Raw genomic sequence first — 23,867 nt, 5'->3', positions numbered from 1 at the left:
TGCATAGAATCAAGAACTAAGCGCATGGAGCGAATCTGGAGGATCGCGACGCGCTTTAGGCCCTATCGCGCAAGACTTGCCTTTCTCGCTCGCCCTACGCTTGCCAGTCGATGCGGCTGAAGCACGGAGGGATGCGATGAGCGACGACAAGTCCATGATCGGAACGAATATCGACTTCGATCGCGACGGCCTGCAGACGGGCACGCTCAGGCTGCCGCATTCCGTGCATCGCTCCGCCTATGGCCACATCGCCATCCCCATCGCGGTGGCGAAGAACGGTGAAGGCCCGACGGTCCTTTTGACCGGCGGCGTCCATGGCGACGAATATGAGGGACCGATCGCGCTGGCGCGGCTTGTCCGTGAGCTCGACCTTTCCCGGCTTTCGGGACGATTGATCGTCGTCCCGGCGGTCAACTACCCCGCCTTTGTCGCCGGCACCCGCACCTCGCCCATCGACGACATCAACCTCAATCGCACCTTTCCCGGCAAGCGCAACGGCACGGCGACGGAGATGATTGCGCATTATGTCACCACCGAGCTGTTGCCGCGTTCGGACTACCTGGTCGATTTCCACGCCGGCGGAAGTTCGCTGCAATATCTGCCGACGCTGCTCGCGCCGCGCTGGTCCGATCCCGCTCAGAAAGAGCACCTCGAAGAGTTCATCGACGCCTTCGACCCGCCGAACGTGGTGTATTTCGACAGCATCCGGGCGCTGAGCGGCGAAGACCGCGTCATCGGCAACTGTGCGCACCAGAACAACGTCTTCTTCGTCACCGGGGAGTTCGGCGGCGGCTCGACTGTCAATATCGAAGGGCTGGCTGTCGTGGAGAACGGCCTGCGCGCGGTGCTGTCGCATCTGAAGGTGCTGGCGCCCGCGGCCCCTTTGCCGAAGCGCCGTGGAAAGGTGCGCCGGCTGGTGATGGACGATCCAGGCCTCTATGCCTTCGCTCCGCGCCGAGGCTTCTTCGAGCCGCGCTTCGCGCTCGGCGACGAGGTCCCGGCCGGCGCGCTTGCCGGTCTGATCTACGATCTGGACAATCCCTGGGCCGAACCGGTGTCCGTCCATTTCAGGCATGGCGGTTTCGCCGTCTGCATTCGCACCTTCTCGCTGGTGGAAGCCGGCGACTGCCTGGGGCATCTGGCGTCCCCGGCCTGAGCGGCACCTCGGTTGCGCGGGCACCGCCCGCCACCCTCATCGACAATCAGGATATCCATAGCATCATGCATGACATTCCCGTCACGCGCGCCGCGGCGCGCAAGTCCATCCCGCAAGACCTCAAGGCGAGCTTCGGCGACTACTTCTCCGACCACATGTTCCAGATGGAGTACACGGAAGGACGCGGCTGGCACGACCCACGCATCGTGCCGTTCGGCCCGCTGCAGCTCCACCCCTCGTCCTCCGCCATCCAATATGCCCAGTCGATCTTCGATGGGTCCAAGGGCTATCGCCGCGAAGACGGCTCGATCCATCTCTTCCGGCCGCAGGCCCATATCGCGCGTCTCAACCGCAGTGCGGGCGAACTGTGCATGCCGGCGGTCGATCCCGACCTCGTGCTTGCGGCGATGCGCAAGCTGATCGGTCTCGACCGTGACTGGGTGCCGGCCAAGCGCGGCAACGCCATCTATGTGCGCCAGACCATGGTGGGAACCGAAGGCTACATGGTGGTGCGGCCTTCCAAGACCTACACCTATCTCATCTTCCTCTGCCCCGTCGGCTCCTATTATTCGGAAGGCGCCGGCCCGGTACGCATCCTCGTCTCGGAGACGCGTGTGCGCGCGGCCAAGGGCGCGATTGGCTCGGCCAAGGCCGGCGCCAACTATGCCGCCAGCCTCAAGGTGGGCCGCGAGGCCGCCGCCGCCGGCTTCAGCCAGGTTCTGTGGCTGGACAGCGTCCAGCGCCGCTACCTCGAGGAGGTCGGCACCATGAACATCATGGTCAAGATCGGCGGCCGCATCCTCACGCCGCCGTTGAGCGATTCGATCCTGCCGGGCATCACGCGCGACAGCGTGCTCACGCTCCTGCGTGACTGGGGCATGGAGGTGGCCGAGGCGCCCATCGACATCGAGGACGTGGTGGCGGCGTCGAGGACGGGCAGGCTGGAGGAGATGTGGGGCGTCGGCACGGCTGCCGTGATCTCTCCCGTGGGCGAGCTCGCCTGGCGCGGCGAAAAGATCGTCGTCAACGGCAGCCAGACAGGGCCGGTGGCGGCGAAGTTGTTCGAACAGCTGACGGGACTTCACGCCGGCGCCGTGCCCGACAGGCATGGCTGGTCCGTCGCTGTCGACTGAGATGGATGCCGGTGGAGTCCTTTCCGTGAAATCGTGTCCCGGAAAGACAATACCGGCATTTTTGTTGCAATCACTATGACTGCTTGGGTTGCGGACCGGGCAGGGACGGTTAGCATGCGGGTTCCGGTAGGAGTCGTGAACGCTGACACTCCCGGTTTGGCCGCGTCTCCACACCGGGAGTGTTCATGTATTCGGGACCGATCATCGATCCGCACCATCACCTGTGGGATCTCTCCATGGGCAAGCATCCATGGCTGCTGCCCACGGATCCTTCCGTGCAGGCGGTAGCCGGTCTTTCCGAGATCGCCACGGACTATCTGGTGGACAATTATGTGCGCGATTCCAGCGGACATAATATTGTCGCCACGGTCCATATCGAGGCGTTGTGGGCCGGCGATCCGGTGGGGGAGACCCGCTGGCTGGAAACCCTGGACAAGTCGAAGGGCGTCGCATCTCGCTACGTCGGTGGCGCTTCGCTGGGCAAGCCGGAAGCGGYAGACGCCATCGCGAGACAGGCGGCGTTCGACCGGATGACCGGCATCCGCGGCATTTTGAGCTGGCACCCGGACCCGAAGAAATGCTTCGTGACCGACCCCGAGCTTGGGCGTAACCCGCAGTGGCGCCGCGATATCGCCCGGCTGCAGGAGCATGGGCTCAATCTCGAGCTGATGATGTATCCCTACCAGGCCGGCGTCGTGCGGGAGATCGCCGAGGCGCTTCCCGGCCTGCAGATCATCATCAATCATTGCGGCAGCCCGATCGACCGCGATCCGGAAGGCATGCAGCGCTGGCGCGACGGCCTGAAGCACATCTCCGCCTGTCCCAACATTGCCATCAAGATCTCGAACCCGGGCGCCTAWGACCACAACTGGACGCTGGAAAGCGTGCGCGACGTCGCCATGCATTGCATCGACTGTTTCGGCACCGAGCGCAGCATGTTCGGCACGGATTATCCGGTCTCGAAGATCCAGATGAGCTTCGACCAGATCTACGACACCTTCAAGAAGATCGCTGCCGTCCTGTCGCCACAGGAGCAATCGCGATTGTTCCACGACAACGCCAAGCGCTTCTACCGGCTTTGATCGGCAATCACTGCGCCGAACCGGGCGAACCAGGAAAGACAATGACACATTCTTCCGCGATCGAACTCCTGAGCCGGTTGGTCGGGTTCAACACCGTCAGCAGCCGGTCGAATCTGGAGGCGATCGACTTCATCAAGGCCTATCTCGCCGGTTTCGGGGTGGAGAGCGTCATCATCCCCGACGCGACCGGCACCAAGGCCAACCTGTTCGCGACGATCGGGCCGGCCGACCGTCCAGGCTATGTGCTGAGCGGCCATACCGATGTCGTCCCGGTCGAGGGACAGGAGTGGTCGCGCGATCCGTTCAATATGTGGCGTGACGGCGACAGGCTCCATGGCCGCGGCACCTCGGACATGAAGGGTTTCATCGCCTGCGCGCTGGCCGGCGTACCCGCCATGCTGGAGAAGCCGCTTGCAGCGCCCATCCATCTCGCATGGTCCTATGACGAAGAGGTCGGATGCCTGGGCGTGCACGGCATCATCGAGCACATGGCGAAGACCTTGCCGCCGCAACTTGCCGTCTTCGTCGGCGAGCCGACCGGCATGGGCGTCGTCGGCGGCCACAAGGGAAGCGCGGGCCTGCTCACCACCGTGACCGGCAAGGCCTGTCACTCCTCGCGCCCCGACCTCGGCGTGAACGCCATCTTCCACGCCATGGACCTGATGGGAGAATTGCGCTCCTACGCGAACGAACTCCGTTCGGCGCCGGAGGCGGACTCGCCGTTCGAGGTGCCCTACACGACGGTGAGCGTCGGCGTCGTCCAGGGAGGCACGGCGCGCAACGCGATCCCCGGCGATTGCGCCTTCCAATGGGATATCCGCGCCACACGCGGCGGCGTGCTGGAGACGCTGGTGGAAAGGTTCCGGGCGTTCAGCGACGGCAAGGTCGTTCCAGCCATGAAGGAAGGCTTCGCAGGCTCCGGCGTGGTGACCAATATCGCCTATGACGTTCCGCCCTTCATTCCCGATGCGGGCTCGCACGCCGAAACGCTTGCCAAGCGTTTTGCCGGCCGTAACGAGGTGACGGCCGTGAACTATGGATCCGAGGCCGGCATCTTCCAGTCCGCCGGCATGTCGACCATCATCTGCGGTCCGGGGCGCGACAGTGAGGCGCACATAACCGACGAATGGATCGCCGTCGAGCAGCTCGAACGTTGTGTCGGCTTCATCGACCGGCTGATTGACCATGCGCGTCATGCCTGAGAGGCATGCCGTGGAGACTGAACATCGCAAAAATGGGGAATGATCTCATGCAGAGGGGACTACTGAGACAATTGCTTCTCGTCGGCGCGCTAAGCGCGTCGGCCCTGGGCACGGCAATGGGCGTGGCGGCTGCCGACGTCATCAAGATCGGCGTGCTCGCGCCGCTTTCGGGACCTTCGGCCTCCGACGGTGCGGACTTCATCAAGGGCGTGGAGCTCGCCGTCGACGAAAAGAACGCCAGCGGCGGCGTGGCCGGCCACACGTTCGAGATCATCTCGGCGGACGTCAAGGACGGGTCGCCCGACAATGTCAGCAGCGCGGCGCAGCGCCTCATCAACACCGAAGGCGTCCAGGTCGTGCTGACCGGCTATGCCAGCCTGTCGCTGTTCGAGGTCGATCTCTTCGCCGACGCCAACATGCCTTACATCTCGTCCGGCCCGTCCGGTTCGTTCGCCGGCATCGTGAGCAAGGACCCAGGCAACWACAATTGCTGCTGGTCGCTGTCGCCGTCCTACAAGGGCTACGAGACCGACGTGCTTCCCCTGGTGGAAGGACTGATCGCCGACGGCAAGTTCAAGCCGGCGGCCAAGAAGCTGGCGATGATCTCGTCCGACAACCCTTATTCCAAGGTCATCTCGGAAGGCATGAAGAAATCCTTCTCCGCCGCCGGTTGGACCGTGACCGTGGACGAGATGGTGCCGTTCGGCCCCGTCAACGACTGGCGCGCCATCCTTGCCAAGGTGCGGCAGGACCCGCCCGACCTCGTGGTCAACACCGACTATCAGCCCTCGAACTCCGCTTTGTTCCTGAAACAGTTCCTGGAACAGCCGACCCAGAGCCTGGTGTTCCTGCAATATGCGCCGTCGGTGCCCGAATTCGTCGACCTGACCAAGGAGCAGTCGAACGGCGTCCTCTATAACCTGATCGGCGGCGCCATCGACTCGCCCGGCTGGCCGCGCGGGCAGGAGGTGCTGAAGAAGTACCAGGACAAGTTCAAGGTCGCTTCGGGCGTCTACGGCTCGGCTCTCTACGAAGAGGCCCAGATGTATTTCGCCGCGCTGGAGAAGGTCGGCGATCCCAAGGATCATGACGCAATCGGCAAGGCGCTCGGCGAAACCAAGGTCGACGCCGCGCCGGGGCCGGTGGAATTCGACCAGGCGACGCATCTCGCCGTGCAGGACGAGAACCATATTCCGGTGACCTTCTACCAGATCTGGGACGGCAAGCGCTTCCTGATCGGGCCGAAGAAATACGCCACGGGCGATTTCAAGCTTCCGCCTTGGATCAAGCAATAGCCGAAGTCTTCCGGTCGGCACCCGAAATGTCCGATGTGCTGGCGCGACCTATCGCGCCGGCGCTTCTTCCCGGCGCCGAAGCCCAACAGCGTTTCGCTTTCGTCAAAGCAGTCTTGCATGATCCTTACGGCTGAAAATCTCACCAAGTCCTTCGGCGGCTTGCGCRCCGTGGGCGGCGTCAGCTTTGCGCTGGCCGAGAACGAAATACTCGGCGTCGCCGGGCCGAACGGCAGCGGCAAGAGCACCCTGTTCAACATCCTGACCAACATCCCCTTTCCGGCCGACAGCGGCCGCGTCGTCTTCGACGGCAGGGAGATCCAGAACGTGGCGCCGGAGGAGGTGAGCCGTTCCGGTATCGCCCGCACCTTCCAGCGCGAAAGCATCTTCACGTCGCTGAGCGCTATCGACAATGTGCTGGTGGCCATCGAGCACAGCGGCAAGCGGCAGGGGCAGAGAGAGAATGAGATCGCCGCGGTCGCGGTGCTCGACATGGTGGGCTTTCCCCAGACGCTGCACAACGCGCCGACCGCGACGCTTCCCATCTTCTTCCGCAAGATACTGATGATCGCCAGCGCCTTGGCCATGTCGCCACGCGTGCTTTTGCTCGACGAGCCGGCGTCGAGCCTGACGCCCGGCGAGATCGAGCACATGAAGGCGCTTATTCTCGGGCTGCGCCAGCGCGGTATCGCCATACTGCTCATAGAGCATGTCCTGCCGCTGCTGATGTCGGTTTGCGACCGGCTTATCGTCCTCGACCAGGGCCGGGTGATCGCCCAGGGGCTTCCCTCCGAAGTTGTTGCCGATCCGAAAGTGATCGAAGCCTATCTGGGGCAGGCGCGATGACGGACACACTTCTTCTCGATGTCAGGGGTCTCGATGGCGGCTACGAGCCGCTGCAGATCTTCCGCAAGATTGACCTTTCGCTGGTGCAGGGCGCGAGCGTGGGGCTGTTCGGCCCGAACGGTCACGGCAAGACGACCTTCCTGAGAACTCTGTCCGGCATCATTGACCCGTGGGATGGAGACATTTTCTTCGACGGTGTCCAACTCAACCGGCCCGGCGCGCGCGGSAGCCGGCGCTGGCGCAATTTCAACTACGACGCCATTACCCGGCGCCGGATGGATCCGAAAGCGGTGGCGCGTGCAGGGCTGATCCATGTCCCGCAGGGGAACCTGCTGTTTCCGGACATGACTGTCGCGGAAACGCTGTCGATCGCGCCCTATGCTTCCCGCGGGCGCGCCAATGCGGCTGAGACACTGGACACGGTCTTCCGGCTCTTTCCCCGGGTGCACGAGCGTCTCGACCACAAGATACGCTTCCTTTCGGGCGGCGAGCGCCAGATGGTGGCCATAGGCGTCGGGCTGATGGCCGCGCCGAAGCTTCTCATTCTCGACGAGCCGACGCTGGGACTGTCGCCCAAGCTGCGCGGGGAACTCGCTTCGGCGATCCAGACCATCCGCGGATCCGGCGTGCCGCTGATCGTGGTCGATCAGGACATCGCCTTCCTCGAGGAACTGATCGATACGCTCTACCTGTTCGACCACGGCCGCATCTCGCGCCGTATCGAGAAGGCGGACATGCCCACGCATGAAGAGATCATGAAACTGATGTTCGGCGAGGATCACCATTGACCCTTGAGACGCTTAACCTGATCCTGCTTGGCGGCATCGTGCTGGGCGCGCTCTWCGCGCTGATGGCGACCGGGCTGGCGCTCGTGTGGACGACGCTCGGCATCTTCAATTTCGCCCATGGCACCTTCATCGCGCTCGGCGCCTATATCGCCTGGCAGATCGCCAGCACCGAGGCCTCGGGCGCCGGCCTTCTGGCCGGGGCAGGGGTCTCCATCATCGGCATGTTCGTCATCGGCATGTTCGTCTACTATCTCCTCATCAAGCCTTTCGAACGAAACCCGGACATCGTGGTGAAATCCGTCATCACCACGCTTGCCGGCGCGACCATCCTGGAAAACGTCATCAACCTCGTCTGGGGACCGCGCAACAAGCAGCTCTCTCCGCTGCTCGGCGGCGACATGTCGCTCCTCGGCATCACCATATCCCGCAACGAGATGGCGGTGGTGGCGCTGGCGCTCGTCATCCTGGCGGCGCTCGGCGTGTTCCTGCAGCGCGCGCCGCTTGGTCGCGCCATGCGCGCCGTGGCGCAGAACCGCGAGGCGGCGCAGCTCATGGGCATCGACGTCGAGCGGCTCTATGCGATTGCCTTCGGCCTGTCGGCTGCGCTGGCGGCGTTGGCCGGCATCCTGATCGGCTCCATCCGCTTCATGAACCCTTCGATGGGCTCCGACCCGCTGATGAAAGCGCTGATCGTGGTGATCTTCGGCGGCATCGCGCGCTTCACCGGCCCGATCTACGCGGCCTTCATCGTCGGCTTGCTCGAGGCTGTCATGACCTATCTCGTCGGCCTCTATTGGAGCCCGACGGTGCTCTTCGCCATCATGATCGTCGTGCTCGTCGCCAAGCCAGAAGGCCTGTTCGGCCGATACAGGAAATCCGTCTGATGCGGTACAGCCCGTCCTTCGCCCGCAGCTCCGGGCTGATCCCGGTTCTGGTCGTCCTGGCCGTGCTGGCGCTTGTGCCGCTGCTGTCGTCAAGCATGTATCTGCGGCATCTCCTGGTTCTGGCCTTCGTGTTCGGCATCGTGGCCTCGAGCTGGGACCTCAGCCTCGGCTATGGYGGCCTCTTCAATTTCGCCCATGTCGCGCTCTTCACCATCGGCACCTACGCGTTCGGACTGGTCGGCCAGACCCTCGGCCTGTCGCCATGGCTGGGCATAGCGTTCGCCGGTGTTGCCGCGGGGCTTGTCGCGGCCCTCATAACGCTGCCCATCCTCAGGCTTTCAGGCATCTACATCATCCTGGTGACCATCGCGGCCTCGCAGGTGCTCTACCAGATCATCATCAGCCAGTCCGACATCACCGGCGGCACGTCGGGCATGGTGAGCCTGCCGGCGCTCGAGCTCTTCGGCTACCGTTTCAACCGCGGCGGCAAGGTCGGCTACTATTATCTGGCCTTGCTGATGCTGGTGGCCTCCACCATCATCCTCTACAAGATCACTCGCTCGCGTTTCGGCCGCGCCATCGTGGCCATGCGCGACCACAAATACTACGCCATCTCGCGCGGCATGTCGGAAACGCGCACCCGGCTGTTCACGCTGACGGTGAGCGCGGYGCTGAGCGGCGTGGCCGGGGGCTTCTACGGCTCCTACATGCGCGTTGCCTCTCCAGACAATTTCGGCCTCGGGCTGCTCGGCCTGCTGCTCTCGATGCTCTTGCTTGGCGGCGCCGGAACGATCTGGGGTCCGATCCTTGCAGCCTTCTTCGTGACCATGGTGTCTGAGGTCTTCGCCGCCTACGGCGCCTGGCGCAACATCATCATGTCGCTGTTGCTGATCGTCATCCTGATCTTCTATCCGGGCGGGCTGTGGGCATTGCTGCAGACGCTTCGTGAAGCGCTCGACGTGGTGCGTTCGCAGGCGACGGCCAGATTGCGCCGCCGCTTTGGCCTCGGCCAGCGGGAAGCGATGACCGGGGCGCATGAGACGATGGTCGCCACCCGCCATGGCAGGATCGCCGTCGCGGACACCGGCGGCGACAAGCCGGCGCTTCTCCTCATCCACGGCAACTCCTCCACCAAGGAGGTGTTCGCCAATCAATTCAAGGCGCTCCGCGACCGTTATCGCGTCATCTCCTTCGACCTGCCTGGCCATGGCGTTTCCGACAACGCCGATCCGGAAAAGGACTACAGCGTCGAGGCCTTCGCCGACGTGGCCGAAGACGTGCTCAAGGCGCTCGGCGCCGCAACCCCCTTTGTGTTCGGATGGTCGCTGGGCGGCTATATCGCMATCGAGCTTGCGGCCCGGGGCTATCCCGTGCGGGCGCTTGCCGTTTCTGGCACGCCGCCGCTCCGGGTCGTTCCGGAAGATGTCGGCCGCGCCTATGACGCGACCAGCCATTTCGTTCTGGCGAGCAAGACCTTCCTGTCGCCGGCCGAGAGCCGTGACTTCGCTGCGTCTACGACCGGTCCGAAGACAGCCGAGACGATCCACCTTCACCGGGCCGTGCGAAGGACCGACGGGCGTGCCCGCGCCTATACGCTGGGCAAGCTCCAGATCGTCGACTGGCCGCGACAGATGCGCTTCCTGCGCTCGACCGCCGTGCCGTTCGCCATCCTGAACGGCTCGAACGATCCGTTCCTGAACCATCAATATTTCCGGGACCTCAAGCTCGATCAATGGACCGGCGAGCCGGACGACATCCAGGACGGCAAGCACGCGCCCTTCCTGCTGAAGCCGGCGATCTTCAACGAAAAGCTCGTTGCGTTCCTGCGCGCGGCCGAAACAACAAGCCGGCATGGCGCCGACGTGGTCGCCTGATATCCAGAATCGGAACTTGCAAAGAGCGCCGGGCGCAAACCAAAGCGGTCCGGCCTCCAGGGACCCTGCTTGCGGGGCGCATTCGCTTCACTTCGCCGAGCGCGTGCCGGAGTGGCTCCGATGAGCGTGCCGGCGCTTGTCGGACCGCACATCCCGAAATCTGTGAAACACGCCGAAGCGCGCCATACGCTTTGAATGGACACAGGTGTACATTCGCGCTAAATGTGCGCTTGGCGTTGCTTTGGGGTGTTCGGCGACCAAAAGGCAAAGCAGGTGTTTTAAGGGGCGATCGGTTGGACGAGCTCGAGCTGAAGACATGGCGGCCAAGTCCTTGCGGCGAGGCGAGGTTTGCGACCTGTGATGAAGGTCTAGGCGCATGACGAGACAGTACTCGGCGCTTTCGCTCTTCAAGGAAGGCCTCGCCGGCCAGACGGGCTGGGAAAAGGCCTGGCGCTCTCCCGACCCGAAACCGCGCTACGACGCCATCATCATCGGCGGCGGCGGGCATGGGCTTGCCACTGCCTATTATCTCGCCAAAAATCACGGCGTCACCAACGTCGCGCTCCTGGAGAAAGGCTGGATCGGCGGCGGCAACACGGGCCGCAACACCACCGTGGTGCGTTCGAACTATTTCTATCCTGAAAGCGCGGCGATCTATGGGCTGGCCCACAGCCTCTACAAGACGCTGTCGACGGACCTGAACTACAATGTGATGTTTTCCGCGCGCGGCATCCTGACCCTCGCGCACAGCGAAGCTGGAATGGAAACCGCCGCCCGGTCGGTCAACGCCATCCAGGTCAACGGTATCGATTGCGAGCTGTTCTCGGTCGAGGACGTGCGCCGCGTCGTGCCGATCTACAATTTCAGCCCGGGCACACGCTACCCCGTCTATGGCGGCACCTGGCAGCCAAGCGGCGGCACCGCCCGTCACGACGCCGTGGCGTGGGGCTATGCGCGCGCGGCGAGCCGTCTCGGTGTCGACATCATCCAGAATTGCGAGATCACCGACTTCATCATCGAGAACGGGCGCTGCCGCGGTGTCGTCACCTCGCGCGGCGCGATCCGGGCTGAGCGCACGGGCATGGCTGTCGCCGGCCATTCGTCGGTGCTGGCGGCGAAAGCGGGCTTCCGGCTGCCGGTCAATTCCTACGCGCTGCAGGCCTGCGTGTCCGAACCGGTCAAGCCGATCATCGACACGGTGGTGATCTCGCCGGACACAGGCGTCTATGTCAGCCAATCGGACAAGGGCGAGCTGGTGATCGGCGGCGCGCTCGATCGCATCCCGTCCTACGGCCAGCGCGGCAACCTGCCGGTGCTGGAAGGCGTCATCGCCGGCATGCTCGAAATGTTCCCGATCTTCGGCCAGTTGAAGATGATGCGGCAGTGGGCCGGCATCGTCGACGTGGTCCCGGATTCCTCGCCCATCATCGGCGAGTCGCCGCTGCCCGGCCTTTTCCTCAATTGCGGCTGGGGCACGGGCGGCTTCAAGGCGATCCCCGCCGGCGGCACCCTGCTTGCCCATCTGCTTGCCACCGGCAGGCACCACGACATCAGCCGGCCCTTCGATCTCGACCGCTTCGCCCGCGGCCGGCTGATCGACGAAGCCGCCGGCTCCGGCATTGCCCATTGAAGGTTTAGAACAAGATGCAGCTCTTTCCCTGCCCGTTCTGCGGGCCGCGCGAAGAAAGCGAGTTTCACTATGGCGGCGAGGCGGGCAATCTGAGGCCCGACGGCAGCGAGGTGACCGCCGAGCGCTGGGCCGGCTACCTCCACATGCGCGACAATCCGAAGGGGCCGACCCGCGAGATCTGGGTGCATCTCACCTGCGGTGAGTTCTTCGCGATGAGCCGCGACAGCGTCAATCACAAGGTGTCGGGCTCTTCGGCGCTCGGCGAAGCGGAGCAGGGCGCATGAGCGCTTCCCGTCTCACCACTGGTGGCAGTGACATCGACCGTGGCCGTCCGCTGAGCTTCACCTTCGACGGCAGGCGCGTGGAGGGTTTTGCGGGCGACACGATCGCCTCCGCCTTGCTCGCCAGCGGCCAAGCGGTCGTCGGCCGCAGCTTCAAATACCATCGGCCGCGCGGCATCTGGGGCTCCGGCGTCGAGGAACCCAACGCGCTGGTCGATGTCGAAAGCGCGGCCGGCCGGGTGCCGAATGCGCGCGCCACGACCGTGCAGGCCACGGACGGCATCCGGGTGACAAGCGTCAACGCTTCGCCGACGGCTGAGAACGACCGCAATGCCTTTCTGGACCGCTTCGCGCGCTTCCTGCCCGCCGCCTTCTACTACAAGACCTTCATGTGGCCGGACTGGCACCTGTTCGAGCCGCGCATCCGCGCCATGGCCGGACTTGGCATCGTCGATCCAGACTGGCAGCCGCGTCAGGTCTCGGACCAGGTCAACCATCACTGCGACGTCCTGGTGGTCGGCGCCGGGCCGGCCGGCCTTGCCGCGGCAGCCAGCGCCGCGGCGGCCGGGCATTCGGTTGTGCTGGCCGACGACGGGGCGCATCCCGGCGGGTCGCTGCGTCACCGCGCCGGCGAAGTCGATGGCGTCGAGGGCCGGGCGTGGGTCGAGGCGACGGTTGCCAGGCTGAAGGGCGCCGGTCAGCTCGTGCTGAGCGATACGACCGCTTTCGGCCTTTACGACCACAATCTGGTCGCGCTCAACCAGCGGCACGCCGACGGCCGGCCGGACACGCTTTGGCGCGTGCGGCCGCGCCGCATCGTGCTGGCGACGGGCGCGATCGAGCGGCCCGTGCCGTTCGCCAACAACGACCTTCCCGGAATCCTGTCCGCCGATGCGGCGCTGAGCTATCTGCGCCGGCATGGCGTGCTTGTCGGCCGCGAGATCGTGGTCGCCACCAACAACGACAGCGCCTATGAGCCGGCCTCCGCGCTCGCCGAGGCCGGCGCCTCGGTGACGGTGGTCGACTGCCGGCGCGAGGGCAGCGCGCGAGCAGAGAACGGTATTCGCGTCCTGGCGGGTCGTACGATCACGGCGGCGCGCGGGCGTAACGCCGTCCAGAGTGTTCTGCTGGACGATGGCGCCACGCTTGGCGTCGACTGCGTTCTCGTCTCCGGCGGCTGGACACCCACCGTGCACCTGTTCTCGCAAGCGAAAGGCAAGCTTGCCTGGAGCGACCAACTGGCGGCCTTCATTCCCGGCGAAACCATCGACGGGATCGGCGTCGCCGGCGCCGTGGCCGGCACGGTCTCGCTGTCGGAGGCGTTGGCCAGCGGCGCCGCGGCCCCTGGCGACTTCGGCTCGTCGTCGGCCGCGCCGCGCGGCACGGGGGTGGAAGCGACACTCGGCGTCGTCAGCCTGTGGCCGAAACCCAAGGCCAAGGGGCGCGTCTGGATCGACTATCAGAGCGACGTCACCGCCAAGGACGTAGAGCTCGCGGCGCGGGAGAATTTCGTCTCGGTCGAGCACCTGAAGCGCTACACCACGCTCGGCATGGCGACCGACCAGGGCAAGACCTCGAACCTCAACGGTCTTGCGCTGCTGGCGGACATCACCGGGCGCGGAATCGCGGAAGTCGGCACCACGACCTACCGGCCGCCCTTCACGCCTGTCCCGTTCGCCAGCCTGGCTGGATCGCGCCGGGCCAGCATGCACGCGCCGGTCCGCCGCCTGCCGCTGGAGGCAAACCATCGCGCCGCGGGCGCCGTGTTCCAGGAATATGGCGGTTGGCTGAGGCCTGCCTATTATGGCGGCGGCGAAGCCGGCGCGTCGATCGAGGACGAGGCGCGGCGGGCTCGGCAATCCGTGGCGCTCTTCGACGGCTCGACGCTGGGCAAGATCGAGGTGGTCGGCCCGCGCGCGGCCGAGTTTGTCGACTTCATCTACTACAACACCATGTCGACCCTGAAGCCGGGTCATTGCCGCTATGGCTTCATGCTGTCGGAAAACGGCGTCGTCTTCGACGACGGCGTGCTTGTCCGCCTGGACGAGCATCGCTTCATCGTCTCCTGCTCGTCGTCGCATGTCGCCGCGGTCCACGCCCGCCTCGAAGAATGGCGGCAGGACCGCTTCGGCCGCGATGCGGTCTATATCCACAACGCCACTGCGCAATATGCGACGTTGACTGTCTCGGGTCCGAATGCGCGTCAGGTCGTCGAAGCGCTCGATCTGGGCGCGGCACTGGACGATGCAAGCCTGCCGCATATGGCGATCGCCGCCGGCCGTTTCGCCGGAGACGAGGTGCGCATCGCCAGGGTGTCCTTCACCGGCGACCGCAGCTACGAGATATCCATCCGCGCCGATCGGGCGGAGGCGCTGTGGGCCAGGATGCGGCAGGAGGGTCGCGCCTTCGACGCCGTGCTGCTCGGGCTCGAATCGCTGATGATCCTGCGAGCCGAGAAAGGCTACATCGTCATCGGCAAGGACACTGACGGAACCACCATGCCGCACGATCTGGGCGTCGCCGGACCGCGGACCAAGCGCGCCGGCGAGTTCGTCGGCCGGCGCTCGCTTTTCACGGAGGCGGCAAACAGCACGGATCGCAACCAGCTCGTCGGCCTTGCGCTTGCCGAAGGCGAGGCGCCGCTGGCGACCGGCGCGCATGGCGTCGAGAAGCGCGACGGCCGGCTCAGAAGCATCGGCTTCGTCACCTCCAGCTATCAGAGCCCGACCCTGGGACGCCCGGTTGCGCTCGCGCTCATCGAACGGGGCGCGGCGCGGCACGGCGAAACCATCGACGTTCAACATCTGGGCATCGTGCGGCAGGCGAGGATCGTTGCGCCTTGCGCCTTCGATCCGGAAGGGAGGCGGCTCCATGCGTAACCTTGCCGAAAAATGGCCGGCGGCGCCCGACTGGGCGAGCGCCACGCTCAGCAAAGGTGGCGTCGGCGTGCGGACGCTTGGCGGGCTGAATCAGCTTCTGGTCAGCGGCGACCTCGCGGCCTGGTCGAAGGCTTCGGGTCTTGCCGGCGAAGGCGTCGGCGCGGGCGCAATCGCCAGTGGCGACAAATACCTGGTGCGGATCGCGCGCGACCGCCTTCTTGCGGTCGGGGAACAGCCGTTCCCCATTGCGTCCGGCTGGCACGCGGCCGGTTTCGCGGTCACGGTCATGGATGCCGGACTGCATGTGTTCGAGATCGAGGGGCCGGACCTGGATCGCCTGATCGCCAGGGGCACGGCGCTCTATCCGGAAGCGGCAAGCCCCTCGGCTTCGATCCTTTTTGCCGGCGTCGGCGTCCTCTTCTACCGGTTCGGCAATCCCGATCGGGCGCGTCTCCATGTCGACCGGGGCCTTGCCCCCTATCTCTGGGAGTGGCTCGAGCAAGCGCAAGTATTGTAGCGGGGTGGTTTCAGGTCTATCTAGCCGGCGTTCAAACTTGGCCGGCCCGACATGTTCTCCGATTCCAGTGATGATGAAGTCGTGCGGCGGCCCGGTCTGATCGGCAACACCAAGGTGACGCGCGAGGACTGGATGAACCTCGCGCTGGAGACGTTGATCTCCGAGGGCGTGGAGGCCGTGCGCGTGCTTGCGCTCGGGCAGAAGCTGAACGTCTCCCGGTCCAGTTTCTACTGGTACTTCAAGAGCCGCCAGGATCTGCTCGACCAGCTGCTGGATTACTGGCGCAACAACAACACGCGTTTCATCGTCGAGCAGGCCGGTCGGCCGGCCGCGTCGATCACGCAAGCAGTGCTCAATGTCTTCGAGTGCTGGCTGGATGAGAAGCTGTTCAATCCGCGGCTGGATTTTGCCGTGCGCGCCTGGTCGCGCCAGTCCGCAAAAGTGCATCGGATCGTCAACGAGGAAGACGATACACGGGTCGATGCCGTCCGCGCCATGTTCTCGCGGCACGGTTATGCCGACACGGAAGCGTTCGTGCGGGCGCGCGTGCTCTACTTCACGCAGATCGGCTATTACTCGCTCGAGATCGTCGAGCCGGTCAGCAACCGTCTTTTCCTGACGCCTGCCTACCTGCTCACGCACACCGGCAAGGAACCTCGCGCAGGCGAGGTCGAGGCCTTCGCCGAAAAGATGCTGCTGAAAAGCCCCGGCTGACCAGCCCGCCGTCCGCGATCACGTCAGTTCAGGTCGCGTGGAAACTCCTTGACCTCCTCGCGGTCGACCACGACCTCGTCACCGGCGCGCGCGACAAGATGCGTTTCCATGCGCCAGACATCGCGCAATGCGCGCACCGTGGCGGAGACCGAAACACGGGCGTTCCAGTCGCCGCGCGCATAGGTCTTGTCCCAGGTCACGGTCCCGCGCGCCGAGTTCGGATCGTCCGGATGGATGGTGAAGACTTCGGTCTGCCTGGCAGAGAGGGTGATGCCGGTATGCGGGTGACGCACCGTGCCGCCGTCGACGACGACCGTATAGCTCGTCTCGCCGGTGATCTGGTCCGTGGTCACCTCGCGCCGGAAAGGCTCGCCTGCCTTGATCACGTCCTGCGCCATCGGCGTGGCGCTTTCCGGTCCCTCGAATTCCGGGAGCGTCTTGTCGAGCGGCTGCGGCTTTCGTACCGGCAGGATCAGCCTGCTGCCGGCGCAATGGATCGACAGCGTCGCGTTCTCCGGCCCCGGGAAGACGATCGGCCAATGCCCGGTGGCGACAGCGAGCCGGATGCGCTGGCCCTTCTCGAAGCGCTGGCCGCAGCAGCGCAATTTCAGGCGCACCGTCTCGACTTCGCCCGGTGTCATCGGCTTGAGATCGAGATCGTCATGCCGATGCGTGAGGTTGAGGATGCCGTAACTGACGCGCGAGGCCGCGCCATCTTCCAGCACCAATGACAGGGTCGCGGAGATCAGCGCGACCGGCTTGTCCGAGGCGAGCTTCACCTCGAATTCCGGGAAGCCGAGGATTTCCACGGCCTCCTCCAGCGGCTCGGTTTCAAAGACGAGCGCGTTGCCGGCTTCCATGCGCTGGTCGACCGGCAAGGTCGGCAGGACACCGTAGCCGCACCACGCGCCCGACGACAGCCCCGCCGTCGAGGGCGAGCGGATATTCAGCACGTCGTTGCTGGCGCCGTCTTCGGCAAGTCTGCCGGGCGACAAGGCAAGCGTATGTTCGCCTACGCCGGGTCCCGGCCAGGACGGCTCGGCCACCCAACGCCCGGGGCGCTCGTCGTAGATGGCGGCCGGAGCCGCCGGGTCCTGCATCCAGGCGCGCAGCATGGGTTCGTCGGCGATGCCTGTGTCGATGCCCTTGAGATACTGGTCCCACCAGCGCAAACACTCCTGGAGGAAGCCCATGCGTGGCCCGGGCATGGCGAAGTGCGGATATTTGTGACCCCACGGGCCGATCAGTCCCTTGCGGATGCCCGGCAGGTGTTCAAGCATGCGGAAGATCGGGTTCGGGTAGCCGTCCGCCCAGCCGCCGACGGCGTAGACCGGGATCTCGACGTCTGAGTAGTCCTCGCAGATCGAGCCATGCTTGTAGAAGTCGTCGCGGCGCTGGTGCTCGAACCAGTCCTGCATCCAGATGCCGTTGCCGTCGAGGCGTCCCTCCCAGAGCTCGCGCCAGCGTTCGCCGACGATCGCCGGATCGGGCGGCGTCATGGCGATCGCCCAGGCGGTCGTGCCCCACATCAGATTGTCGCACATCTGCGCGCCGCCGAGATAATGGACGTCGTCGTTGTAACGGTCGTCCGTGGAGCAGAGAGAGATGACCGCCTTCAGCGCCGGCGGCCGTCGAGCCGCGACCTGGAGCCCGTTGAAGCCGCCCCAGCTGATGCCGATCATGCCGACCGTGCCCGAGCACCAGGGCTGCTTCGCCAGCCATTCGATGACGGCGAGGCAATCATCCTGTTCCTGCTTCAGATATTCGCCCTTGCAGACGCCTTCGCTGTCGCCGGTGCCGCGCATGTCGACACGCACGCCGGCATAGCCGTGGCCGGCGAAATAGGGATGGGTGAGCGCATCGCGCTCCACCGTTCCATCGCGCTTGCGGTAGGGCAGGTATTCGAGGATGGCCGGCACCGGATCGGCTTCCGCGTCCTCCGGGAGCCAGATGCGGGCGGCGAGCTTCACGCCGTCCGGCATCGGGATCCACAGGTTCTCGATCTCGCGGATCTTGCGCGGGAAATCGGTGACCACGTGGATATCTTTCATCGGACGGACCTTCTCTTAACTTGCGGCGATTGCCTCGACGGCGCTGGAGCCGGCATTGAGCGGGAAGTGACAGGTAAGCCGGCTCGAGCCGACCACGGACGGGGCGGGAGCCTGCGTCCGGCAGATGTCCTGCGAAAATGGGCAGCGTGTGTGGAACTCGCACCCCGAAGGCCTGTCGAGCAGCGACGGCACCTCGGCCGGCAGCGCGATGCGGTTATGCACCTTGTCCGGATCGGGCTCGGGGTTCGCGGACAGCAGCGCCGCCGTGTAGGGATGATGCGGCGCCCGGAAAATCGCCTCGGTCTCGCCTTCCTCGACGAAGCGCCCGAGATACATCACCGCCATCCGGTCGGCGATCTGGCGCACGACGTGCAGATTGTGCGTGATGATGAGCATCGACAGGCCCATGCGGTCGCGCAGGTCGTTGAGCAGGTTGAGCACCTCGCCCTGGATCGACACGTCGAGCCCGGCGGTCGGTTCATCGGCGATGATCAGCTCCGGGTCGAGCGCGACGGCTCTTGCGACGCCGACCCGGCGCGCCTGGCCGCCGGAGAGCTGGTGCGGATAGCGGTCGGCGAAATCGCGCGGAAGTCCGACCAGGGCGAGCAGCCGCTCGACCTCGGCTTCGAGGCTGCGGCCGGACAGGCCGTGGATGGCGAACGGCTCCGCCAGCAATGAACGGACGCTGAGGCGCGGCGACAGCGAGCCGACCGGGTCCTGGAACATCATCGACATCTTGCGCCGGAGCGGCTTCCAGTCCTTCTTCGGCAGGTCGCGCAACTCGCGGCCCTCGAAGCGGATCGAGCCGCTCGCGGCCGGCTGCAGGCCGTCGACGGCGCGCGCCAGCGTGGTCTTGCCCGATCCGGATTCGCCGACCAGCGCCAGCGTCTGGCCGCGCTCCAGGGTGAAGCCGACGCCGGAGACGGCTTCGATTTCCGTCCGCCGGCCGGCCAGCGCGCTCATCATGCCGCCGATGCGGAAGCGCACGCGAAGTTCGGAAACGGAAAGCAGGGGTTCCGTCGTCATGCGGCCGCTCCGGCCGTCTCGTCGGTATGCCAGCACCGCGCGACGTGAGACGCGCTCACCGCCCTATCGGGCGGCATCGTGGAGCAGACATCGTCCGCGAACTCGCAGCGTGCCTGGAAAACGCAGCCCTTGGGGCGGTTGCGCAGGTCCGGCAGCGTGCCGGGAATGGTGGGCAGCCGCGGCTCGCGGCGCGAGAGCCTCGCCGGATCGCAGTCGAGCAGCTTCTTCGTGTAGGGATGGCGTGGATTGTGGAAAATGTCGCGGGTCGAGCCGCGTTCGACCACTTCGCCGGCATACATGACGATCATCTCGTCGCACAGCTCGGCGATGACGCCGAGATGATGCGAGATGAACAGCACCGAGCAGCCGATCTGCTTCTGCAGGTCCTTGAGCAGCTCGATGATCGCGACTTCGAGCGTGGCGTCGAGAGCCGTCGTCGGCTCGTCGGCGATGAGCAGCGAGGGGCGCATCAGCAGCGCCATGGCGATCGCGATGCGCTGCTTCATGCCGCCCGAGAATTCGTGCGGAAACTGCGCCAGCCGGCGCTCGGGATCGGGGATGCGGACCTTGCGCAGCATCTCGACGGAAAGCGCGTCCTTCTCCTTGCGCGACAAGCCGGAGCGGTACTGGATGTCGCGCATCTGCTTGCCAACGGAAAGCACCGGGTTCAGCGCCCCCATCGGGTCCTGGAAGACGGTTGCGATCTTCTGGCCGCGCAGCGCCCGCATGCCATTGCCGTCGAGATGGACGAGATCGCTTTTGCCCTCGAACAGGATCTGGCCCGCCGTGACCGCGCCATTGTCGGCGAGCAGGCCGAGAACGGCGTTGATCAGCGTCGATTTTCCGCAGCCCGACTCGCCGACGACGCCGACGATCCGGTTCGCCGGCACCTCCAGGCTCACCTTGCGCAGCGCCTGCAACGTGCCGGCTTCGGTGGCGAAGTCGACGCTGAGGTCCTTGACGTCGAGGACGGTCATTCGCGCCTCTTCAGCCTGGGGTCGAAAACGTCGCGCAAGGTCTCGCCGAGGAAGGTGAAGCCGAGCGTGGTGAGGATGATCGGCAGGCCGCCGGCGACCACGATCCAGTATGAATCGCGGATGTTGACGAAGCCGTCGTTCAGGATCGCGCCCCAGCTTGGCAGAGGTGGCCTGACGCCGAGGCCGAGGAAGCTCAGGCCCGCCTCGATCGCCACGACGACCGGGATGTCCATCGATGCGAGGATGAGGATCGGGCCGATGACGTTGGGCAATATATGGACGGTGAGGATGCGCGCTGTGCTCGCGCCCATCGAGCGCGCCGCCATGACATGCTCGGCGGATTTCAGGACGAGCGTCTGTGTCCTGATGATGCGGGCGTAGCCGGGCACGTTGACCAGCACGACCACGATCAGCACCGCAAGCAGCGACGGTCCGGTCAGCGTGACCAGCGTGAGCGCCAGCATCACGGTCGGGAAGCTCTTGATGGCATCGAAGAGCAGGAGCATCAGATTGTCGAGCCAGCGCGGCCCGTAGCCGGCGATGAGCCCGAGCACGATGCCGCCGATGAGCGACAGTCCGGTCGCGCCGAGCGCAATGGCGAGCGCGATGCGGCCGCCATGGAGCACGCGCGAGAACAGGTCGCGTCCGAGATGGTCGGTGCCCAGCAGGTGCTGCAGGCTTGCGGGCGCGAAACGCTCGGCGGGGGCGAGTTTGGTCGGCGGATAGCTGGTCAGCACGTCGGCGAAGAGAGCCGATAGAACGACAATCACGACCAGGGTGAGGCCGAATGCACCCAGCGGCTCGCGAAGGATGCGCCGAAGCACGCGGCCAGCCTTGCCGATGCGCTCGCGCGGCTGTCGCTCAATCAAAGCTTGTTCTGACACGGGGGTCCAACGCACCAATGAGGATGTCGGCGAGAGCGTTCACGACGACGAAGAAAGCGGTCGTCACCAGCACGGCGCCGGTGACGACCGGATAGTTGCGCACCGAGATCGCCTCGTAGACCAGCTTGCCGATGCCGGGGCGGGCAAAGACGATCTCGGCGAAGACAGCGGAAGACACCATATTGCCAATGCCGACGCCGAGCAGCGTGACGGTCGGCAGGATGGCGATCCGCAAGGCGTAGGAATAGGTGATGCGCCGATCGGTCAGACCGAAAGCGCGCGCGGTGCGGATGTGGCTGGCTTCCAGCGTCTCCAGCATGGAAGCGCGCACCATGCGCGCGATGTAGCCGACCCAGCCGACGCCGATCGCGAGCGACGGCAGGGCAAGATGTTTCAGCTGGCTGGCGAGATTGCCGGGCTCGCCCGCGCCGATGGCCGGCAGCCACTGCAGGGCGACGGCGAAGATCAGCAGGGAATAGATCGCGATCACGAAGGATGGCACCGCGATCACCGCGACCGACAGGACGCCGATGACGCGGTCGACGAAGCCGCCGCGCCGCACCGCCGCGATGCAGCCCAGCGGAATGCCGAGCAGAACGGACCATGAGATCGCGCCCGCGATCAGCGCCAGCGTGTAGGGCAGCTGCTCGAAGACGACGTCCAGCACCGGCCGCCCGGACAGGACTTCGGTGCCGAGGTCGCCGCGCAGCGCGGAGAAATAAAATCTGAAGAACTGGATCCAGATCGGCTGGTCCAGCCCCATGCGGCTGCGCAGGGCCTGGACCATCTCGGGCGTAGCGCGCGGCCCGAGCGCCACGGATGCCGGATCGCCTGGGATCACATAGATCATGGCGAACAGCATCACCATCGCGACGCTCACGATGATGATGCCCAGGCCCAGTCGTTTCAGCGCATAGCGAAGCATCTCAGGAGCCGGCCGATCCGCCCCGCGCCGTGCCGTCGTCTTGCATCACGTCAGGCAGGTTTGAAGTCCGCGAAGCAGGGCTCGCCATTCGGCTTGAGGCCGGCCGCCACGCTCTTGCGGTACATCACGCCGGTGACCTCATGGGTGAGGAAGACGTAGCAGCCGCTCTCCTCCATCAGGTCCTGCATCTTCTTGTACATGACGTCGCGCTTGGCCGGGTCGAGCTCGATCTTGCCTTCGGTGACCAGCTTGTCGAATTCCTCGCTGCTGAACTGCTCCCAGTTCCACTCACCGATCTGGCTGGTCGTGTACCACTCCGTCGCCCAGCTCGGGTCGGGCTGCATCGAGAAGCGGGACAGCACCATCTGGAGCTTCTTGTAATAGGGGTTTTGCTTCGACCCCAGCGTCCAGAACGTGCCGCTGTCGTTCTGCTTGATCTCGACGTTGATGCCGATGTCCTGCAGGTTCGCCTGCACGACCTGCGCCGCCGACAGGCGCTCCGCCTTGTTGAGGATGTCGAGCGTGACCGTGACGCCGCTGGCGCCGGCCTTGTTGACCAGCTCGCGGGCCTTGTCGGGATCGTATTCGAAGAGGTTCTTCTCGCGGTGGCCGATCAGRCCAGGCGCGATGATGCCGGTGGAGGTGGCGGCGGCGCCGAAATAGGCCGCGTCCACCACGGCCTTGCGGTCGACGCCGTACTGGACGGCGCGGCGCAGGTCCGGATTGTCGAAGGGCGCCGCGATCTGGTTCATGCCGAGCCAGACGAAGGCGAGCGACGGCTTCTCGACCACGACGGTGTCGGCCGGCGGCGTTTCCTTCAGCCGCTTGATCGAAGACACGGACGTCCAGGTATAGTCGAGGTCGCCCGCCTCATAGCCGAGCTCGGCGGTCTTTTCGTCCTCGATCGGGTGGACGTGGATCTCGTCATAGCCGCCCTGCTCGTATTTCCAGTCCGGGTTGCGCACGAGCACGGTGCGCTGCTTGGGCGTCCATTCCTTGAGCAGATAGGGGCCCGACTGCGCCACGGGCTTCACGCCGAGCTTGCCACCGGCCTCGGTCACGGCGCGCTTGGACAGGATCGTGCTCGACGGCGTCGGCAAGGTCGAGGTCCACAACGGCGCGAACGCCTTGTTCAGATGGATGATGCCGGAGAGCTTGTCCTTGACCTCGACTTCCTTGAGCGTCGCCCAGTCGCCCGCATAAGGGGACTTGTTGGCGGGATCGGCGAGACGCTCGATCGAGAACTTCACGTCCTCCGCCGTCATCTGGCCGAAGCCGTCGGTGAAGCCGATATTGTCGCGCAGCTTGAAGGCGATGGTGAGGGGATCGAGCTGCTCGATCTTCTCCACGGCCATCGGCTTCCAGCCCCAGCTGTCGCCCGGCGTGGCGACGACAAGGCCGGCGAAAATGACATTGGTGATGTCGCCTTCGGGTGCGGCGAGACGAAAGGCCGGATCGAGCGTCTGGATATCGCCATATGAGCGCACCCTGAGGACGGATCCCGCCGCCTGGGAGCGTTTGGTGGAATAGATCAGCGAGGCGAGGCCCAGAGCCCCGGCACCGGCCAGCACCCCACGGCGCGTTATGTTGATGTTCGCGGCTTTGATCATTGCTCTACCCCTCTTGCTTATGGTGTCCGCCGGCGCCGGCTTATTTGCGGGAGACCCTTCCAGAGGTCCCCTTCCGATCAGCCTGCCCCGGCTATACACATATGTCTAGTGAAAAA

General features: G+C 65.3%; 20 protein-coding genes. 14 read left to right on the top strand and 6 right to left on the bottom strand.

From position 1 onward, the window contains the following. Positions 1 to 136 precede the first annotated feature (136 nt). From LCM4577_RS29790 to LCM4577_RS29725, 14 genes are all read left to right on the top strand, one after another. Positions 137 to 1,156, top strand: a complete 1,020-nt coding sequence (locus LCM4577_RS29790) for a succinylglutamate desuccinylase/aspartoacylase family protein (protein ID WP_071074486.1) — start codon at positions 137 to 139, stop codon at positions 1,154 to 1,156. A gap of 65 nt (positions 1,157 to 1,221) precedes the next feature. Continuing rightward, positions 1,222 to 2,289, top strand: a complete 1,068-nt coding sequence (locus tag LCM4577_RS29785; protein ID WP_071074485.1) for a branched-chain amino acid aminotransferase — start codon at positions 1,222 to 1,224, stop codon at positions 2,287 to 2,289. A gap of 185 nt (positions 2,290 to 2,474) precedes the next feature. After that, entirely contained in the window at positions 2,475 to 3,371 is an 897-nt protein-coding gene (locus tag LCM4577_RS29780) for an amidohydrolase (protein WP_071074484.1), read from the top strand. Positions 3,372 to 3,412: 41 nt separating this feature from the next. Beyond that, positions 3,413 to 4,573, top strand: a complete 1,161-nt coding sequence (gene argE, locus LCM4577_RS29775; RefSeq protein ID WP_071074483.1) for an acetylornithine deacetylase — start codon at positions 3,413 to 3,415, stop codon at positions 4,571 to 4,573. Positions 4,574 to 4,620: 47 nt separating this feature from the next. Then, entirely contained in the window at positions 4,621 to 5,868 is a 1,248-nt protein-coding gene (locus tag LCM4577_RS29770; protein ID WP_071074559.1) for an ABC transporter substrate-binding protein, read from the top strand. 117 nt (positions 5,869 to 5,985) lie between these two features. Then, positions 5,986 to 6,711 (top strand): ABC transporter ATP-binding protein, encoded by a 726-nt coding sequence (locus LCM4577_RS29765; RefSeq protein WP_071074558.1) that lies wholly within the window; start codon positions 5,986 to 5,988, stop codon positions 6,709 to 6,711. After that, entirely contained in the window at positions 6,708 to 7,499 is a 792-nt protein-coding gene (locus tag LCM4577_RS29760) for an ABC transporter ATP-binding protein (RefSeq protein ID WP_071074482.1), read from the top strand. Before LCM4577_RS29765 ends, LCM4577_RS29760 begins: the two co-directional genes overlap by 4 nt. Further along, the gene (locus LCM4577_RS29755; protein WP_083354887.1) at positions 7,496 to 8,383 is read left to right on the top strand and encodes a branched-chain amino acid ABC transporter permease; all 888 of its coding nucleotides are present in this window, start codon (positions 7,496 to 7,498) and stop codon (positions 8,381 to 8,383) included. Before LCM4577_RS29760 ends, LCM4577_RS29755 begins: the two co-directional genes overlap by 4 nt. Further along, the gene (locus LCM4577_RS29750; RefSeq protein ID WP_071074481.1) at positions 8,383 to 10,257 is read left to right on the top strand and encodes an alpha/beta fold hydrolase; all 1,875 of its coding nucleotides are present in this window, start codon (positions 8,383 to 8,385) and stop codon (positions 10,255 to 10,257) included. Before LCM4577_RS29755 ends, LCM4577_RS29750 begins: the two co-directional genes overlap by 1 nt. A 376-nt stretch (positions 10,258 to 10,633) precedes the next feature. Continuing rightward, positions 10,634 to 11,887: a sarcosine oxidase subunit beta family protein gene (locus LCM4577_RS29745; protein WP_071074480.1), complete on the top strand. Its 1,254-nt coding sequence runs from the start codon at positions 10,634 to 10,636 to the stop codon at positions 11,885 to 11,887. 14 nt (positions 11,888 to 11,901) lie between these two features. Continuing rightward, the gene (locus LCM4577_RS29740; protein ID WP_071030686.1) at positions 11,902 to 12,171 is read left to right on the top strand and encodes a sarcosine oxidase subunit delta; all 270 of its coding nucleotides are present in this window, start codon (positions 11,902 to 11,904) and stop codon (positions 12,169 to 12,171) included. Continuing rightward, on the top strand, positions 12,168 to 15,047 hold the full coding sequence (locus LCM4577_RS29735) for a sarcosine oxidase subunit alpha family protein (RefSeq protein ID WP_071074479.1): 2,880 nt from the start codon (positions 12,168 to 12,170) through the stop codon (positions 15,045 to 15,047). The genes LCM4577_RS29740 and LCM4577_RS29735 overlap by 4 nt, the downstream gene beginning before the upstream one ends. Continuing rightward, the gene (locus LCM4577_RS29730) at positions 15,040 to 15,564 is read left to right on the top strand and encodes a hypothetical protein (RefSeq protein ID WP_071030684.1); all 525 of its coding nucleotides are present in this window, start codon (positions 15,040 to 15,042) and stop codon (positions 15,562 to 15,564) included. Before LCM4577_RS29735 ends, LCM4577_RS29730 begins: the two co-directional genes overlap by 8 nt. A 51-nt stretch (positions 15,565 to 15,615) precedes the next feature. Continuing rightward, positions 15,616 to 16,278: a TetR/AcrR family transcriptional regulator gene (locus LCM4577_RS29725; protein WP_052468626.1), complete on the top strand. Its 663-nt coding sequence runs from the start codon at positions 15,616 to 15,618 to the stop codon at positions 16,276 to 16,278. A 23-nt stretch (positions 16,279 to 16,301) separates the two neighbouring features. On the opposite strand, the gene LCM4577_RS29720 is transcribed toward LCM4577_RS29725, so the two are convergent. Genes LCM4577_RS29720 through LCM4577_RS29695 form a run of 6 tightly spaced genes read right to left on the bottom strand, consistent with a single transcriptional unit; the run spans position 16,302 to position 23,751 of the window. Then, positions 16,302 to 18,329, bottom strand: coding sequence for a CocE/NonD family hydrolase (locus tag LCM4577_RS29720; protein ID WP_071074478.1), 2,028 nt, complete (start codon positions 18,327 to 18,329; stop codon positions 16,302 to 16,304). A 15-nt stretch (positions 18,330 to 18,344) separates the two neighbouring features. Beyond that, on the bottom strand, positions 18,345 to 19,355 hold the full coding sequence (locus LCM4577_RS29715) for an ABC transporter ATP-binding protein (protein ID WP_071074477.1): 1,011 nt from the start codon (positions 19,353 to 19,355) through the stop codon (positions 18,345 to 18,347). Next, positions 19,352 to 20,332: an ABC transporter ATP-binding protein gene (locus LCM4577_RS29710; RefSeq protein WP_071074476.1), complete on the bottom strand. Its 981-nt coding sequence runs from the start codon at positions 20,330 to 20,332 to the stop codon at positions 19,352 to 19,354. Before LCM4577_RS29710 ends, LCM4577_RS29715 begins: the two co-directional genes overlap by 4 nt. Further along, a complete protein-coding gene (locus LCM4577_RS29705) occupies positions 20,329 to 21,201 on the bottom strand; it encodes an ABC transporter permease (protein WP_244508464.1) in 873 nt (290 codons plus the stop codon). The genes LCM4577_RS29710 and LCM4577_RS29705 overlap by 4 nt, the downstream gene beginning before the upstream one ends. Continuing rightward, the gene (locus LCM4577_RS29700) at positions 21,194 to 22,141 is read right to left on the bottom strand and encodes an ABC transporter permease (RefSeq protein ID WP_040985714.1); all 948 of its coding nucleotides are present in this window, start codon (positions 22,139 to 22,141) and stop codon (positions 21,194 to 21,196) included. The genes LCM4577_RS29705 and LCM4577_RS29700 overlap by 8 nt, the downstream gene beginning before the upstream one ends. A gap of 50 nt (positions 22,142 to 22,191) precedes the next feature. Next, a complete protein-coding gene (locus LCM4577_RS29695) occupies positions 22,192 to 23,751 on the bottom strand; it encodes an ABC transporter substrate-binding protein (RefSeq protein WP_071074475.1) in 1,560 nt (519 codons plus the stop codon). Positions 23,752 to 23,867: the final 116 nt, after the last annotated feature.

Source organism: Mesorhizobium sp. LCM 4577 (assembly GCF_001854795.2).
GTDB classification, from domain to species: domain Bacteria; phylum Pseudomonadota; class Alphaproteobacteria; order Rhizobiales; family Rhizobiaceae; genus Mesorhizobium; species Mesorhizobium plurifarium.
Note: the sequence above shows the minus strand (reverse complement) of the source record. Positions and strands in the feature narration are given on the sequence as shown.

Excerpts from the sequence above, each read along its gene's own strand:
- LCM4577_RS29790 (WP_071074486.1), top strand. The coding sequence starts at position 137 with ATGAGCGACGACAAGTCCATGATCGGAACGAATATCGACTTCGATCGC.
- LCM4577_RS29785 (WP_071074485.1), top strand. The coding sequence starts at position 1,222 with ATGCATGACATTCCCGTCACGCGCGCCGCGGCGCGCAAGTCCATCCCG.
- argE (WP_071074483.1), top strand. The coding sequence starts at position 3,413 with ATGACACATTCTTCCGCGATCGAACTCCTGAGCCGGTTGGTCGGGTTC.
- LCM4577_RS29745 (WP_071074480.1), top strand. The coding sequence starts at position 10,634 with ATGACGAGACAGTACTCGGCGCTTTCGCTCTTCAAGGAAGGCCTCGCC.
- LCM4577_RS29740 (WP_071030686.1), top strand. The coding sequence starts at position 11,902 with ATGCAGCTCTTTCCCTGCCCGTTCTGCGGGCCGCGCGAAGAAAGCGAG.
- LCM4577_RS29735 (WP_071074479.1), top strand. The coding sequence starts at position 12,168 with ATGAGCGCTTCCCGTCTCACCACTGGTGGCAGTGACATCGACCGTGGC.
- LCM4577_RS29730 (WP_071030684.1), top strand. The coding sequence starts at position 15,040 with ATGCGTAACCTTGCCGAAAAATGGCCGGCGGCGCCCGACTGGGCGAGC.
- LCM4577_RS29725 (WP_052468626.1), top strand. The coding sequence starts at position 15,616 with ATGTTCTCCGATTCCAGTGATGATGAAGTCGTGCGGCGGCCCGGTCTG.
- LCM4577_RS29720 (WP_071074478.1), bottom strand. The coding sequence starts at position 18,329 with ATGAAAGATATCCACGTGGTCACCGATTTCCCGCGCAAGATCCGCGAG.
- LCM4577_RS29715 (WP_071074477.1), bottom strand. The coding sequence starts at position 19,355 with ATGACGACGGAACCCCTGCTTTCCGTTTCCGAACTTCGCGTGCGCTTC.
- LCM4577_RS29710 (WP_071074476.1), bottom strand. The coding sequence starts at position 20,332 with ATGACCGTCCTCGACGTCAAGGACCTCAGCGTCGACTTCGCCACCGAA.
- LCM4577_RS29700 (WP_040985714.1), bottom strand. The coding sequence starts at position 22,141 with ATGCTTCGCTATGCGCTGAAACGACTGGGCCTGGGCATCATCATCGTG.